This window comes from Novacetimonas hansenii JCM 7643 (assembly GCF_000964405.1).
Taxonomy (GTDB): Bacteria; Pseudomonadota; Alphaproteobacteria; order Acetobacterales; family Acetobacteraceae; genus Novacetimonas; species Novacetimonas hansenii.
Genome location: NZ_BANE01000154.1, coordinates 1 through 13,041, shown reverse-complemented (window position 1 = coordinate 13,041; position 13,041 = coordinate 1). Strand labels below are relative to the sequence as shown.

Below are 13,041 nucleotides of genomic sequence, written 5' to 3'. Positions count from 1 at the left end.
GGATTGACGCAGGCAGGCGCAGCGGGCACGAAGTAGCGGAAATTAGGGGTCATATCGTACCTGCGTAACAATAATGGGGCGCGGCCGCGACGATCCCGTGTAAAATATATTTTTATCAGGAGTGGTCCATCATGCGTCGCCTGTCTCTCCTTTTGGGTCTTGGTCTTCTGGCGGGTTGCGCGGGGGGACATCCCGCGAAGTTCGTTGTCTTCTTTACCCAGAATTCCACCCAGCTCGACACCCCTGCCCAGGCGGTCATTTCCCAGGCGGCGCAGCGCGCGCTGGCGCATAATGCCACGGTCCGCGTCGAAGGCTATGCCGCGGCGTCCAAGGATCTGTCGGCTGATGAACTGCTGGCGATCGACCGCGCCAAGATCGTGGCCCGCCAGCTTGCCGTTGATGGCGTGGATGCCAGCCGCATCCGCCAGCAGCCCCGTGGCCCCGTGAATAACGAGGACGGCGCCCTTGCATCCCGTCGTGTCGAGATCGAGGTCGTCCGCAACTGATCCCCGCCGCAATGAGGCCGCCGGTGACGTGGGCCCTGCATGTGGTGGCGGGTCTGTGACGATGGCCGCGGATATCGACATGTCCCCGCGCGGCATATTGTCGCGTGTCTTTGGCTTCCCTGATTTCCGCGGCCTGCAACAGCAGGCGGTGGATCAGGTCATGGCGGGGCAGGACTGCCTCGTCCTGATGCCGACCGGTGGCGGCAAGAGTGTCTGTTACCAGGTGCCCGCGCTCAGTCGCCCGGGCACCGGTCTTGTCATCTCCCCCCTGATCGCATTGATGGACGATCAGGTCGCGGCCCTGCGCCAGCTTGGCGTCAATGCCGGCGCCCTGCATTCGGAGCAGGAGGCCGATGACGCGGCGCGCGTCCGTTCGGACCTTGCGTCGGGGCGGCTGGATATCCTGTATGTCTCGCCCGAGCGGCTGCTGTCGCCGGGAATGCTCGAACGTCTCTCGCGGCTGACATTGTCGGTCATCGCGATTGACGAAGCGCACTGCATTTCCGCGTGGGGGCATGAATTCCGTCCCGAATACCGTGCGCTTGCGACCCTGCCGGACCATTTCCCCGGTGTGCCACGCATCGCGCTGACCGCGACGGCAGACCCGCGCACGCAAAGCGATATCCTCGAAGCCCTGGCGATGCCTGATGCCACGGTGCTGAAGGCAAGTTTCCATCGCCCCAACCTTGATGTCGTGGTGCGTCCCAAAACATCGGAATTGCGCCAGCTTGTCGGCATCCTTGACCGGCACAAAGGGGAGGCGGGCATCGTCTATTGCGGCAGTCGCAACAAGACGGAGCGGATTGCAAAATCCCTGTGCGATCGCGGCTATGTCGCGCTGGCGTTCCATGCGGGCCTGTCACCGGTGGAAAAGCGCGCCGCCCTGATGCGGTTCCGTTCGGGGGAGGCCGTCATCATCGTGGCCACCATTGCGTTCGGCATGGGAATCGACCGTCCTGATGTCCGCACGGTCGTGCATCTGGACATGCCATCCTCGCCCGAGGGATATTATCAGCAGATCGGTCGCGCCGGGCGTGATGGGGAGGCAGCCGAAACCGTGTTGCTGTACGGGGGGGACGATATCGCCCGTGCCCGTTACTGGCTGGAACAGTCAAATGCCCCCGAGGCCCAGCGCCGGATCATGAGCGCCCGGCTGGAGGCGATGATTGCCCTGGCCGAGACGACAGGATGTCGGACAGAGGCGCTGTTGGCATGTTTCGGCGAACGGCTGGAACAGCCTTGCGGGCATTGTGACAACTGCCGCAACCCCGCAGTGACATTTGATGGCACGGTTGCGGCGCAGAAAGTGCTGTCGGCCATTTATCGCACGGGGCAGCGTTTCGGGGCGGTACATGTGGCTGCCGTCCTGCGTGGCAAGACGTCCGACATGGCCACACGGCATGGCCATGACCGGCTGAGTGTCTATGGCATTGGCAAGGACCGGCCGGAGGCCTTCTGGCGTGGTGTGATCCGGCAGTTGATTGCCCGTGGCGCGATTCGTGTGAGTGGCGAATATAATGCGCTTTCCCTTGACGAGGCACGGGCGCGTCCCATCCTGAGGGGGGAGGAGGTTGTCTCCCTGCGCGAGGATGCGACCGATGACCTGCGTGCGGCGGCGGCAGGGGAACGACGTGGCGGCAGCGGCCGGTTCGATCCCGACACGCTTGCGCCAGAGGTGGCGGCGGTGTTTCGCGCGCTCAAGGCGTGGCGGCTGGGGGAGGCGCGGGAACAGGAAATCCCGCCTTATGTGATTTTCCACGATGCCGTGCTGCATGACATCGCACAGGAACATCCCACCAGCCTGCATGAACTTGGCACCATAAAGGGGGTCGGGTCGTCAAAGCTGGAACGTTATGGCGATGCGGTGTTGCAGGTCCTCTCCGAAACGCCACTGACCTGATGGGGCGAAAGTAACATCCTGCGATCAGGATGAAGTTCTTGGCGGTGCTTTTTGAAAACAGCGTCCGGGATCGTCGTATTTTTTTGAAATGCGGTGTCGGGGAACTGTTATTACTGTTTTCAATGCGTTATTTTGAAACAGTTTCCAATGGATGATGAATGTGCGTGCCCACAGGGATCCCTGGGGTGCGGCATTCCTGCCTGAATTGAGTGGTTGCCATGCGTTGTCCGTTTTGTGGACATGAAGATACCCAGGTCAAGGACAGCCGCCCGCATGAGGACGGGGCCGCGATCCGCAGGCGCCGCATCTGTGCATCATGTGGGCAGCGTTTCACGACGATAGAACGGATTCAGTTACGTGACCTTATCGTCGTCAAGGCCGATGGCAGGCGCGTGCCGTTTGAACGTGACAAGCTGGCCCGTTCCGTACGCATCGCCCTGCGCAAGCGCCCGGTGGACGAGGAGCGTATCGAACGTATCGTCAATGGCCTTGTCCGTCATCTTGAGGCGGCGGGAGAGCCGGATATCCTTTCGGTCGATATCGGGCGCAGGGTGATGGAAACTTTGCGGGAAGTCGATTCGGTTGCTTATATCCGCTTTGCCAGCGTGCATTGGGATTTCAGGGAAACCAAGGATTTCGCCGCGATACTGGAGACGATCTCCACCTCGGTTGCGGCAGATACGGCCCCACGGGAAGGGGATGACCCGCCAATAGGGGACAAATGACGGCGAAAGCCTATGGACCCCATGCGCCAAAGAGGCGATGAAGCCCAGCATTGCGCACGACGCCCGACAGGCAGGAGAGAGTTGAGATGACACAGACAGGCGCCCCCGCCCCCGATGACACCCCCCGTAAAGACAGGAACAGGTCACGCACGGCATCGCGTGTGGGCGCGGTGCAGGCCCTGTTCCAGATCGAGCAGGGGGGCGATAACGCCGAAAATGTGGTGTCGCAGTTCACCCATCACCGCCTGCCGACCGGCAAGACGTCGCTGGGTTATGCCGAAGGGCAGGTGCCCGATGCCGATATACGCCTGTTTACCGCCATCGTGCGGGGCAGTGTGGCCCGGCAGGCGGATATCGACGCGATGGTGGCGGATGTCCTGCCTGCCTCCTGGCCGATGGATCGCCTTGATCCCGTGCTGCGCGCGCTGCTGCGTGCGGCGGGCGGGGAACTGACGGCGCAGGACCCGGCACCCAGCCGCGTGATCATCAATGAATACATGGATGTTGCGCACGGTTTCTTCTCTGGTGACGAACCGCGCATGTTGAATGGCGTTCTTGATGCGATGTCACGCCGTATTGCGGGGACGGAGGCTGCGCCTGCGACTCCGGTGCCCGGTGCGGAACCTTCGGCCATCTGAGCCACATACGCGACGGCACGGGGGCGCAGGGAGGGACAAGGCGATGTCCAGTCACCCAACAGGGGAAACAGGTGCCGTGCCTGCGGAATTCGGCTTTATCGGGCGCATCTTCCGCCCTCTGGCGGGTGAAGGTGCGCTCGACCTGCGGGATGATGCCGCCGTCATGACCCCGCCCCCGGGGCGCGAAATGGTGATGGCCGTCGATGCAATGGTCGAGGGCGTGCATTTCCTGTCCGATGACCCTGCCGACACGGTGGGGCGCAAGCTGTTGCGCTGTAACCTGTCCGATCTTGCCGCCATGGATGCGACGCCGCTTGGCTATCTGCTGACGGTGGCGCGGCCCCGGCATCTTGCGGAGGCATGGTTTGCGGCCTTTGCAGGGGGGCTGCGTGTGGATCAGGATGCATACGGGCTTGGCCTGCTGGGCGGGGATACGACCTCAACCCCGGGGCCTGTGGTGCTGTCGCTGACGATCGTGGGGCATGTGGCCCCCGGATGCGCGCTGCGCCGCACGACGGCGCGTGCGGGCGACGGACTGTGGGTGACGGGCACCATCGGTGATGGGGCGCTGGGGCTGCTGGCGCTGCGTGGACAGGTACCGGATCCCGACCATGCCCTTGCCGCGCGCTATCGCCTGCCATGCCCGCGTCTGGGGCTTGGGTTGCATGGCATTGCCTCGGCCGCGATGGATGTTTCGGACGGCCTGGTACAGGATGCCGGCCATCTGGCGCGGGAAAGCGGGCTGGGCGTGGTGATCGAGGTCGATCAGGTGCCGCTGTCCGATGCCGCGCGGGCGGCGGGGCCGCAATGGCGCGAAACCTGCCTGACGGGTGGCGATGACTATGAACTGCTGCTGGCGGTGCCACCTGATCATGAACAGGCCCTGTTGGCGCGTGGCCGCCATCACGGGGTGCGTATGACGCGCATCGGACGGTTCGTCGATCCCACGGCTGGGACCGGTGTCAAATTATATGATGCGCAGGGGAATGTGGTGAAAGTCGCGCGGACAGGGTGGAGCCATCTTTAGCCGCCATGTGGCTGGCGGGCGTCCTGAAGCGGTGATCTGACAGGCATGATCCCCAACATCAGCGGCTCTTGGTGACGCTTTTTTCCCAACTGCCGCGCGCCATGCTGCATGTGGGGAAATACACTCCCGCCCCGTGACCCCTATAGGTTTATGATATATTATTTCAAAGGGTCGCCGGGATCGTGATGGGCGATGGGAATGGGGTCTGTAGGCCTACAGGTCATCATCCGTCAGGGGACGGTCATATACGCGGTAACGTTTGTAGGGATGCGGCGTGATCCGTTCGATCAGGCGGCGGATCGGCAGGTTGCTTTCCAGAACCCAGCCAAGTTCCACCGTGCGGTAAGGCAGGGTACGACCGCGCTTCATCAGTTCGGAAATCGCCAGTGCGGGCATGATCGCGCCAAGTGCCGTGCCCTCCAGCCGGGAACTGACGCCCAGCAGGATGACGCGCGCGGAATGGAATTCATGCCGCAGGAGCCGCTTGCCGAGTTTCAGCCATCCCACCGGTGACGGCGCACCGCCAAGATCGGCGGAGATGTCATAGACATTGGGCACCACCAGCGCGAAGGCCACCGGGTCGCCATCCTGTTCGATCAGGACATAATGTTCGGGCTTCAGCAGGGGGCGCAGCTCGCTGATCATGCCGTTCATCTCGTCACGGGTCAGCGGGAGGGAACCCCAGTTGTTGCGCCATGCGTCATTATAAAGCCGACGCAGGGTTTCCCCTTCTTCGTGCAGGCGGCTCATGTCCAGCCCGCGTGTGGTGATGCTGCCCAGCCGGCCTTCGCCCATCTTCAGGCTGGTGGGGACAAGGTGCGCTTCCTCCGCATCGGGGCCGGTGAAGATGCGGTAGGCGAGGAGGTCTTCGCGCCGGATCATGCCGCATGCTTCCATCATGGCGGGCATCCAGTGCGGGTGCCACGGCATGGCCACCATGGGCAGTTCGTGCTGCCCCTCGATCATCATCCCGAACTCGCCATTGCTGTTGGGCGTCTGGGGGCCGCGCATGACCTTCATCCCGCGTTCACGCAGCCATGTCGCCGCCGCGTCGATCAGTGCGGAAACAACGCCAAGGTCATCCACCGCGTCCAGCGCCCCGAAGAAGCCGACCTGTTCACCGATATGGTCGATGGCGACGGGGTCGATCTGTGCAGAGATGCGGCCCACGGCCTGTCCGTTACGGGTTGCAAGGAAATACTGCGCCTGCCCCCGGCGGAAAAACGGGTTGCGGGTGGGCAGCAGCAGGTCGCGCTGCACCATGTCAAGCGGTGCCACATATCCCGGCAGCCCTGCATACAGCAGGCGCGGTAACTGGATGAAGGTGGTCATCTGACGAAAACCGGAAACGGGAATAATGACAAGTTGGTCGGCTTCGTTCATGACCTGTCCGCAGCTTCCTGACTGTGCTGGCGTCAACCGTTGCCGCGCCGGGGCATGGCGTGGCGGAGATGCCCGCGAGTGGTGTAGAAGGTTGAATAACCCGTTCGTTGTGCTGATGGCACAAAATGGTGGTGGAAAGGAAGACAGACAATGGAATCACAGCCCAGCCAGACCATGAACGGGGCCCCCGGACGGGCGCTGATTACAGGTGCATCGGGGGGGATCGGCGCGGAACTGGCGCGGCTTTATGCACGACGGGGATGGAATCTTGTGCTGTGGGGTCGGGATGCGATCCGGCTGGAGGCAATTGCGCGGGACTGTCGCCAATGTGGCGTGAATGTCATGGTGCGTGCGCTTGACCTGCAGGACGGGCGTGCCGCCATCGCTGCCTATCGCGAGGATGACGCGGCCATGCCCATCGACCTTGCGATCCTTGCGGCGGGGCTTGGCGACATGAAAACACCGGACGAGGTGACCGAAAAGGCGGAGATGGTGCTTGAACTCGGGCTGGTTAATTATGCCACGCCGTCCGCCATGGCCGCTGCGGCGGCAGAGGCCATGGTCCGGCGCCGGCGCGGGCATATCGTTCTGGTGGGGTCGGTTGCAGCCTTTCATGCCATCCCGTTCGCCGCCGCCTATTCCGGGTCCAAGGCCGGGCTGAAGCGTTTTTCGGAATCGCTGCATATGGCGCTTGCACCGCATGGCGTGGGGGTGACGCTGGTATCGCCCGGATTTGTCGATACGGCGATGAGCCGCCGTGTGGTGGGATTCAAGCCATGTTTGCAGACCCCGGCCGCCGCCGCGCGACAGATTGCCGGGGCGGTGGAACGCGGGCAGGCGCATCTGGTGTTCCCGTTCCTGTTTTCCATCCTGCGTCTGGTGGATGTCATCGTGCCATGGCCGCTGAAGCGATGGATATTGTCGCGACTGAAGGCCGGGCAGGTGCCGCGTGGGCAGATATCCCAATAATGGGCAGGAAAAGTAATATTATTGTGATATTGTGCCGGAATTGATGGGATAACGTGACTTTTATCAATGTCATTCGTTCCCCCCTGCCGTAGCTGGGGGCGTAACCCATGATTATTTTAGAGGATCTGATTTGACGGGGACGGGGCCTGCGACGTTTCATGCCGTACGCAACCCCTGCACCCCCGAAATAAGATTGCCTGCTGACTGCGGAGAGTGATCCCACATGAAAGAAATCGTAGCCGTCGATATCGGGGGAACCCATGCGCGTTTCGCGCTGGCCCACGTGGAAGGCGGCCGTGTCGTCAGCCTTGGCGAGGCGACGACCCTGAAATGTGCCGAACATGCCAGCCTGCAACTGGCGTGGGAGGCGTTCGGTCGTGTGGTGGGACGTCCCCTGCCACGTGCGGCGGGCATTGCCGTGGCCTGTCCCATCAAGGGCGATATCCTGAAGCTGACGAATAACCCATGGGTCATCCAGCCCGCGCAGCTTGGGGCCAAGCTCAGTATTGACGAACATGTGCTGGTCAATGATTTCGGCGCCGTCGCGCATGCCGTGGCACAGGTTGGCGAAGAAAGCCTGCAACATGTCTGCGGCCCGGATATCCCCCTGCCCAAGGAGGGGATCATCACGATCGTGGGGCCGGGCACCGGGCTGGGTTCGGCCTATGTCGTGCGGCGCAAGGGTGGCTATTTCGTGTGCGAGACCGAGGGGGGGCATATAGATTTCTCCCCGCTTGATCAGTTCGAGGACCGTATCCTTCAACTTCTGCGTCTGCGTTATCGGCGGGTGTCGGTCGAACGCGTGGTGTCGGGGCCGGGTCTTGCCAACCTGTATGAGGCGATTGCGGAAATCGGCAACCTGCCGGTGCGCACGCGTGATGACAAGACATTGTGGACCATGGCGCTTGATGGCAGCGATCATGTCGCGGGGGCCGCGCTGGAGCGGTTCTGCCTGTCGCTGGGCACAGTTGCGGGCGACCTGGCGCTGGCGCAGGGCGGCGGCAGTGTCGTCATCGCCGGTGGCCTGGGCCTGCGTCTGGCCAAGCATCTCGGCGCTTCGGGCTTTGCAGAGCGGTTTGTGGCCAAGGGACGCTTCGAAAGCCTGATGGCTGCGATGCCGGTCAAGCTGATTACCTACCCCCAGCCTGGACTGCTTGGCGCGGCAGCCGCGTTTGCCGAAGCCTATCGCGATATTACAGCCTGAAGACAGCTCTCTTTACCATCCGACGTCAGATGCGTCAGGAACGGGCGGTGGGGATCATCCTGCCGCCCTTTTTTATGGCAGGTTTGGGGATGGTGCAGTCTGAAAACAGTGCAACAACAAGAGTTTTCCTGAAGCCGGGAGAGATTGGAAAACCATTTTTGTTAGAGACTGTTTGAAAAGTCAGACTCGATAACAAACTGAAATTATAAAGGTTTTTGGTGAAGCTTTTTCTAAAAAGCTTCAGAAGACGCTGCCTTTTTGAAATAAGGTAGCACCCAAAAACTTTTCCTGTCGGCAGGATTTCTCCTGATCGTTCCTGCTATATCATCATATGGGCTTTGTTATTATCGCACCTGATATAATTTATTGTAGGGATGGGTGTCTGTGAACATGCCTGTTCTGGTGGGGGCTGCGGCGCGGACGGGTGCCAACCCTTCTTCATCAGGTGCGCAGTTGGTACGGAAACGATAGAAGTGTCAGGACAAGCCGATGGAGAAGACCCGATGAACCTCAAGCCAATCCTTGATGCCTATGCCGCGCTGTCCGCGCAGATGGACCAGAGTTCCAGTGGTGTGCTGGAAATTGCGGCCTTGTTGAAAGAGGGCGCAAAGAACCAGGACCCGCAGGCAGTCGCCTGCATGAAGCTGGTGCAGGAGCTTGCAGCCTCGCATGAGGCTGAGCACCAGAAACTTGCGGGATTGTGGCGTGAACTCAGCACGGCCATCCCCACCTTGCCGAAATATCCCGAAGATGGCGTCAACGGGGTCGCGGTGGAACAGGCGCAGTCCCCACGGCTGGGGCTGAGGTCATTTTTCGACGGGCTGATGGATGGCTTTGATCCCAAGCCCTGATGCACGGCCAATGCCACCTGTCGCCAGATTGCGGCGCGCAGGTGGCATGATCTTCAGGTATGTACCAGCCGGTCGCGGAACAGCTTGCGGATTTTCGCGATCTTGGGCGGGATGACTGCACTGCAGTAAGGGTTGCCGGGATTTTTGGCGAAATAGTCCTGATGATAGGTTTCAGCAGGATAGAAATGCTCCAGCGGAACAATCTGCGTTACGATGGGATCGGGCCACAGCTTTTGCGCCGTCAGTTCCGCACACACCTGATGGGCGATCTGTGCCTGTTCAGTGGACAGGGTAAAAATGGCGGAGCGGTACTGCGTGCCGACATCGTTTCCCTGCCGGTTCAGGGTCGTGGGATTATGCAGGACAAAAAACATGCCCAGCAGGTCGCGATAGGACAGGATGGCAGTATCGAATTCGATCCGTACGACCTCCGCATGTCCTGTTCTGCCGGTGCAGACCGCTTCATAAGTCGGGTCGGGCATATCGCCACCGGCATAGCCAGGTTCGATAGAAAGCACACCGCGTATTTCACGCAAGGGGGCTTCGATACACCAGAAGCATCCACCGGCCAGAACGGCTGTCTCTGTCTTGTGCTGTGTCATGGGGGACTCCCTGCCTTGCCTTGAAAACAATAAAGATGTCTGGTGAAGCGTTTTTCAAAAAGCTTCAAAGGACGCCTTGTTCCTCAAAAGAGTCCCACCATAAACACCTGATTTTCATCGACCGGCCGTTTTCGAACCGTCCGTGAAAGGTTGGGGACGCCGCAGGATGCCCTGCGACGGCACGATCAGGAAATGCGCGCCAGTGCGGCATCAAGGCGCACGCGTTCCGCACGGAATGCAGCCAGGCGTTCGCGGTTTTCCTCCACCACTTCGGGCTTGGCGCGGGCGACAAAGTCAGCATTGCCAAGCTTGCGCTCGACTTTGGTGATTTCCCCATCGACCTTGCCGCATTCCTTTTCCAGGCGCTGGCGTTCCTGCGACAGGTCGATAATCCCCGCAAGAGGCAGGATCAGTGTGGCTTCATCCACCACCAATTGCGCGGCACCCTGCGGCATGTCGCCTTCCAACGGCAGGACTTCGGACACGCGGGCCATACGGCCGATCGCCTCGGACCATTTTTCAGCGCGCGCCACTGTTTGTGCCGAGGCATCGCGCAGCAATACGGGGGCAAGGCGTGACGGCGGCACGTTCATTTCCGCGCGCACGGTACGGATTTCGGTAATGAAACGGACCAGCCATTCCATTTCCGCCCCGGCCTGCGCCGCATCGGTCACGGTATCGGGCTTTGGCCACGCGGCCTGCATCAGGCTGCCTTGCGCGCCATAGCCAAAGCGGTGCCAGAGTTCATCGGTGATGAACGGCATGACCGGTTGCAGCAGGCGCAGGATCAGGCCCAGCACATGCGCGGTGACGGCACGGGTTTCTGTCGCTTCTGCCGTGTCGCCTTCCGTGTTGAAGACAGGTTTGGCGAATTCAAGGAACCAGTCGCAAAAACAGTTCCAGACAAAGCGGTAGCATACGCCGGCATATTCATCGAAACGGAAGGATTCCAACGCCGCCGTGGCATCCGTGATCGCGCGCCCTGCCTCTGCCAGCAGCCAGCGGCCCAGTGGTGAGGTAACGGTGACGGGATCGAAACCGGCCACCGGGGCGACGCGGTTCATTTCGCAAAAACGTGCGGCGTTCCACAGCTTGGTGGTAAAGGAACGGTATTCCTCCACCTTCTTGCGGCCCAGCTTCACATCGCGGCCCAGACCCGTCAGGGCACAGATCGTAAAGCGCATGGCATCCGCGCCATAGGTGTCGATCATCTCCAGCGGATCGATGCCGTTCCCCTTGCTTTTTGACATCTTTTGCCCGCGTTCATCACGGACCAGCCCGTGGATGAACACCTTGCGGAACGGCACGTCCTTCATGAAATGCAGGCCCATCATCATCATCCGGGCAACCCAGAAGAAGATGATGTCAAATCCCGTGACCAGTACGTCCGTCGGGTAATAACGCGCCAGTTCGGGTGTCTGGTCCGGCCATCCAAGGGTGGAGAACGGCCACAGCGCAGAGGAGAACCACGTGTCAAGCACGTCGTCATCGCGTGTCAGGACCTCATCACGGCCATAATGCGCGCGGGCCTGGGTTGTGGCATCGGCCTCGTCATGGGCGACGAACACGTGCCCATCCGGGCCATACCATGCCGGGATGCGATGGCCCCACCACAACTGGCGGCTGATGCACCAGGGCTGGATGTCGCGCATCCATGCAAAGAAGGTGTTTTCCCACTGTCGCGGCACGAATTCGACACGCCCTGTCTCCACCGCCTCGATCGCGGGGGCGGCAAGGGTGGCTGCATCGCAGTACCATTGCGTCGTCAGCCGGGGTTCAACCACTGCGCCACTGCGTTCGGCATGGGGAACCTGGTTTGTGTGTGGCTCGATCTTTTCCAGCCATTCCAGCCGTTCAAGCTCGGCGACGATGGTCTTGCGCGCCTCGTCGCGCGGCATGCCCTGCAACGTGCGGACAAAGGCCGGATCGGCGATGCCCGCTTCGGCGCGCAGTTCGTCGCTGATTTCCTCCAGCGTGATGCGCGCGTCCGCGTCCAGCACGCTGGGCATGTCGAGGTTATGGCGACGTCCGACCTCGAAATCGTTGAAATCATGCGCAGGCGTGATCTTCACTGCGCCGCTGCCCTTTTCGGGGTCGGAATGCTCATCCGCCACGATACGGATGCGCCGTCCCGTCAGCGGCAGGATTACCGATTGCCCCACAAGGTCGGCATAGCGGGCATCGTCCGGATGGACCGCCACCGCCATGTCGCCCAGCATGGTTTCGGGCCGGGTGGTTGCCACCGTGATGGTGCGGCCGGGCTGCCCCTCCACAGGATAGCGGATGTACCACAGGCTGCCGCGCATTTCCTTGTTATCGACCTCAAGGTCGGAAATGGCGGACCGGAATGCCGGATCCCAGTTGACAAGGCGCCGGTCGCGATAGATCAGCCCCTCGCGATACAGGGTTACGAACACTTCGCGCACGGCCTTCGACAGCCCCTCATCCATCGTGAAACGTTCACGCGGCCAGTCGAGGGAGGAGCCAAGGCGACGCAACTGCGTGGTGATGCCGCCGCCAGACTGCGCCTTCCAGTCCCACACGCGTTTTTCGAAAGCCTCACGCCCCAGTTCCTGCCGCGACGTGCCTTCCTTTTGCAGCATGCGTTCAACCACAAGTTGGGTCGCGATGCCTGCATGGTCGGTGCCGGGCTGCCACAATACGTCGCGTCCCTGCATGCGGCGCCAGCGGATCAGCGTATCTTGCAACGTCATCGTCAGGGCATGCCCGACATGCAGCGTGCCCGTGACGTTGGGGGGGGGGATCATGATGGTATAGGGGCGGTGCGGACTGTCTGGATCGGCGGCGAATGCTCCGCATCCCTCCCATAATGCGTAAAGGGAGGTTTCTGTCTCGCCGGGGGAGAAAGACTTATCGAGCATTGCTAAAAACCAGATCCACCTAAATCAGACGCAGGGCGCACGACATGTCCGCCGCACGCAGATATACCCCAATCCGCCACGAAAGAAACGGCGCAAGATGTCCCGGTGATCAAGGGGCGATCAAGGTATGATGGCGCGACGTGCCAGAAACCTGCTGTCATATGGCTCGATTGCACTGTGGCGTGGGGGGGGGAGGGGAGGCTTGGAAACAGCGCGATTGATAAGGAACTGCAAAAATCTGGGATGTTGATTTTTTAGAGACTGTTTGGAAAGTCAGGCTCTATAACACACTGAAATTATAAAGGTTTTCGGTGAAGCTTTTTCTAAAAAGCTTCAGAAGACGCCGCCTTTTTC

At 61.1% G+C, this 13,041-nt stretch carries 11 protein-coding genes; 8 read left to right on the top strand and 3 right to left on the bottom strand.

All coding sequences use genetic code 11. From position 1 onward, the window contains the following. The first annotated feature begins 131 nt into the window (after positions 1-131). The 5 genes from B7G66_RS10930 (at position 132) to thiL (ending at position 4,796) form a co-directional block, all read left to right on the top strand. Positions 132-506 carry an OmpA family protein gene (locus B7G66_RS10930; protein ID WP_003618351.1) on the top strand — a complete coding sequence of 125 codons (375 nt, stop codon included), beginning with the start codon at positions 132-134 and terminating at the stop codon, positions 504-506. Between the two features lie 61 nt (positions 507-567). Next, a complete protein-coding gene (gene recQ / locus B7G66_RS10925; RefSeq protein ID WP_040511688.1) occupies positions 568-2,406 on the top strand; it encodes a DNA helicase RecQ in 1,839 nt (612 codons plus the stop codon). 218 nt (positions 2,407-2,624) lie between these two features. After that, the gene (gene nrdR, locus B7G66_RS10920) at positions 2,625-3,131 is read left to right on the top strand and encodes a transcriptional regulator NrdR (protein ID WP_003618354.1); all 507 of its coding nucleotides are present in this window, start codon (positions 2,625-2,627) and stop codon (positions 3,129-3,131) included. 86 nt (positions 3,132-3,217) lie between these two features. Then, positions 3,218-3,769 carry a transcription antitermination factor NusB gene (gene nusB, locus B7G66_RS10915; RefSeq protein ID WP_003618356.1) on the top strand — a complete coding sequence of 184 codons (552 nt, stop codon included), beginning with the start codon at positions 3,218-3,220 and terminating at the stop codon, positions 3,767-3,769. A 43-nt stretch (positions 3,770-3,812) separates the two neighbouring features. Next, positions 3,813-4,796 carry a thiamine-phosphate kinase gene (gene thiL, locus B7G66_RS10910; RefSeq protein ID WP_003618359.1) on the top strand — a complete coding sequence of 328 codons (984 nt, stop codon included), beginning with the start codon at positions 3,813-3,815 and terminating at the stop codon, positions 4,794-4,796. Between the two features lie 213 nt (positions 4,797-5,009). Here thiL and B7G66_RS10905 read toward each other — a convergent pair whose 3' ends face one another. Next, positions 5,010-6,179 carry a hypothetical protein gene (locus B7G66_RS10905; RefSeq protein ID WP_003618362.1) on the bottom strand — a complete coding sequence of 390 codons (1,170 nt, stop codon included), beginning with the start codon at positions 6,177-6,179 and terminating at the stop codon, positions 5,010-5,012. Positions 6,180-6,329: 150 nt separating this feature from the next. On the opposite strand from B7G66_RS10905, the gene B7G66_RS10900 reads away from it, so the two are divergent. The 3 genes from B7G66_RS10900 to B7G66_RS10890 all read left to right on the top strand — a co-directional run bounded on the left by B7G66_RS10900 (position 6,330) and on the right by B7G66_RS10890 (position 9,203). Beyond that, positions 6,330-7,148 carry an SDR family NAD(P)-dependent oxidoreductase gene (locus B7G66_RS10900; protein WP_003618363.1) on the top strand — a complete coding sequence of 273 codons (819 nt, stop codon included), beginning with the start codon at positions 6,330-6,332 and terminating at the stop codon, positions 7,146-7,148. Between the two features lie 223 nt (positions 7,149-7,371). Then, positions 7,372-8,352: a glucokinase gene (glk, locus tag B7G66_RS10895; RefSeq protein ID WP_003618365.1), complete on the top strand. Its 981-nt coding sequence runs from the start codon at positions 7,372-7,374 to the stop codon at positions 8,350-8,352. A 473-nt stretch (positions 8,353-8,825) separates the two neighbouring features. Beyond that, the gene (locus B7G66_RS10890) at positions 8,826-9,203 is read left to right on the top strand and encodes a hypothetical protein (protein ID WP_139312473.1); all 378 of its coding nucleotides are present in this window, start codon (positions 8,826-8,828) and stop codon (positions 9,201-9,203) included. A 53-nt stretch (positions 9,204-9,256) separates the two neighbouring features. Here the strand turns inward: B7G66_RS10890 and msrA are convergent, their stop codons facing one another. Beyond that, the gene (msrA, locus tag B7G66_RS10885; protein WP_003618368.1) at positions 9,257-9,805 is read right to left on the bottom strand and encodes a peptide-methionine (S)-S-oxide reductase MsrA; all 549 of its coding nucleotides are present in this window, start codon (positions 9,803-9,805) and stop codon (positions 9,257-9,259) included. Positions 9,806-9,990: 185 nt separating this feature from the next. Next, positions 9,991-12,687, bottom strand: a complete 2,697-nt coding sequence (locus B7G66_RS10880; RefSeq protein WP_003618369.1) for a valine--tRNA ligase — start codon at positions 12,685-12,687, stop codon at positions 9,991-9,993. Between the last annotated feature and the right edge of the window lie 354 nt (positions 12,688-13,041).

Bases quoted from the DNA above. Each gene is read 5' to 3' on its own strand.
- B7G66_RS10900 (WP_003618363.1), top strand. From the start codon at position 6,330: ATGGAATCACAGCCCAGCCAGACCATGAACGGGGCCCCCGGACGGGCG.
- B7G66_RS10905 (WP_003618362.1), bottom strand. From the start codon at position 6,179: ATGAACGAAGCCGACCAACTTGTCATTATTCCCGTTTCCGGTTTTCGT.
- B7G66_RS10930 (WP_003618351.1), top strand. From the start codon at position 132: ATGCGTCGCCTGTCTCTCCTTTTGGGTCTTGGTCTTCTGGCGGGTTGC.
- nusB (WP_003618356.1), top strand. From the start codon at position 3,218: ATGACACAGACAGGCGCCCCCGCCCCCGATGACACCCCCCGTAAAGAC.
- recQ (WP_040511688.1), top strand. From the start codon at position 568: ATGGCCGCGGATATCGACATGTCCCCGCGCGGCATATTGTCGCGTGTC.
- B7G66_RS10880 (WP_003618369.1), bottom strand. From the start codon at position 12,687: ATGCTCGATAAGTCTTTCTCCCCCGGCGAGACAGAAACCTCCCTTTAC.
- msrA (WP_003618368.1), bottom strand. From the start codon at position 9,805: ATGACACAGCACAAGACAGAGACAGCCGTTCTGGCCGGTGGATGCTTC.
- glk (WP_003618365.1), top strand. From the start codon at position 7,372: ATGAAAGAAATCGTAGCCGTCGATATCGGGGGAACCCATGCGCGTTTC.
- thiL (WP_003618359.1), top strand. From the start codon at position 3,813: ATGTCCAGTCACCCAACAGGGGAAACAGGTGCCGTGCCTGCGGAATTC.
- nrdR (WP_003618354.1), top strand. From the start codon at position 2,625: ATGCGTTGTCCGTTTTGTGGACATGAAGATACCCAGGTCAAGGACAGC.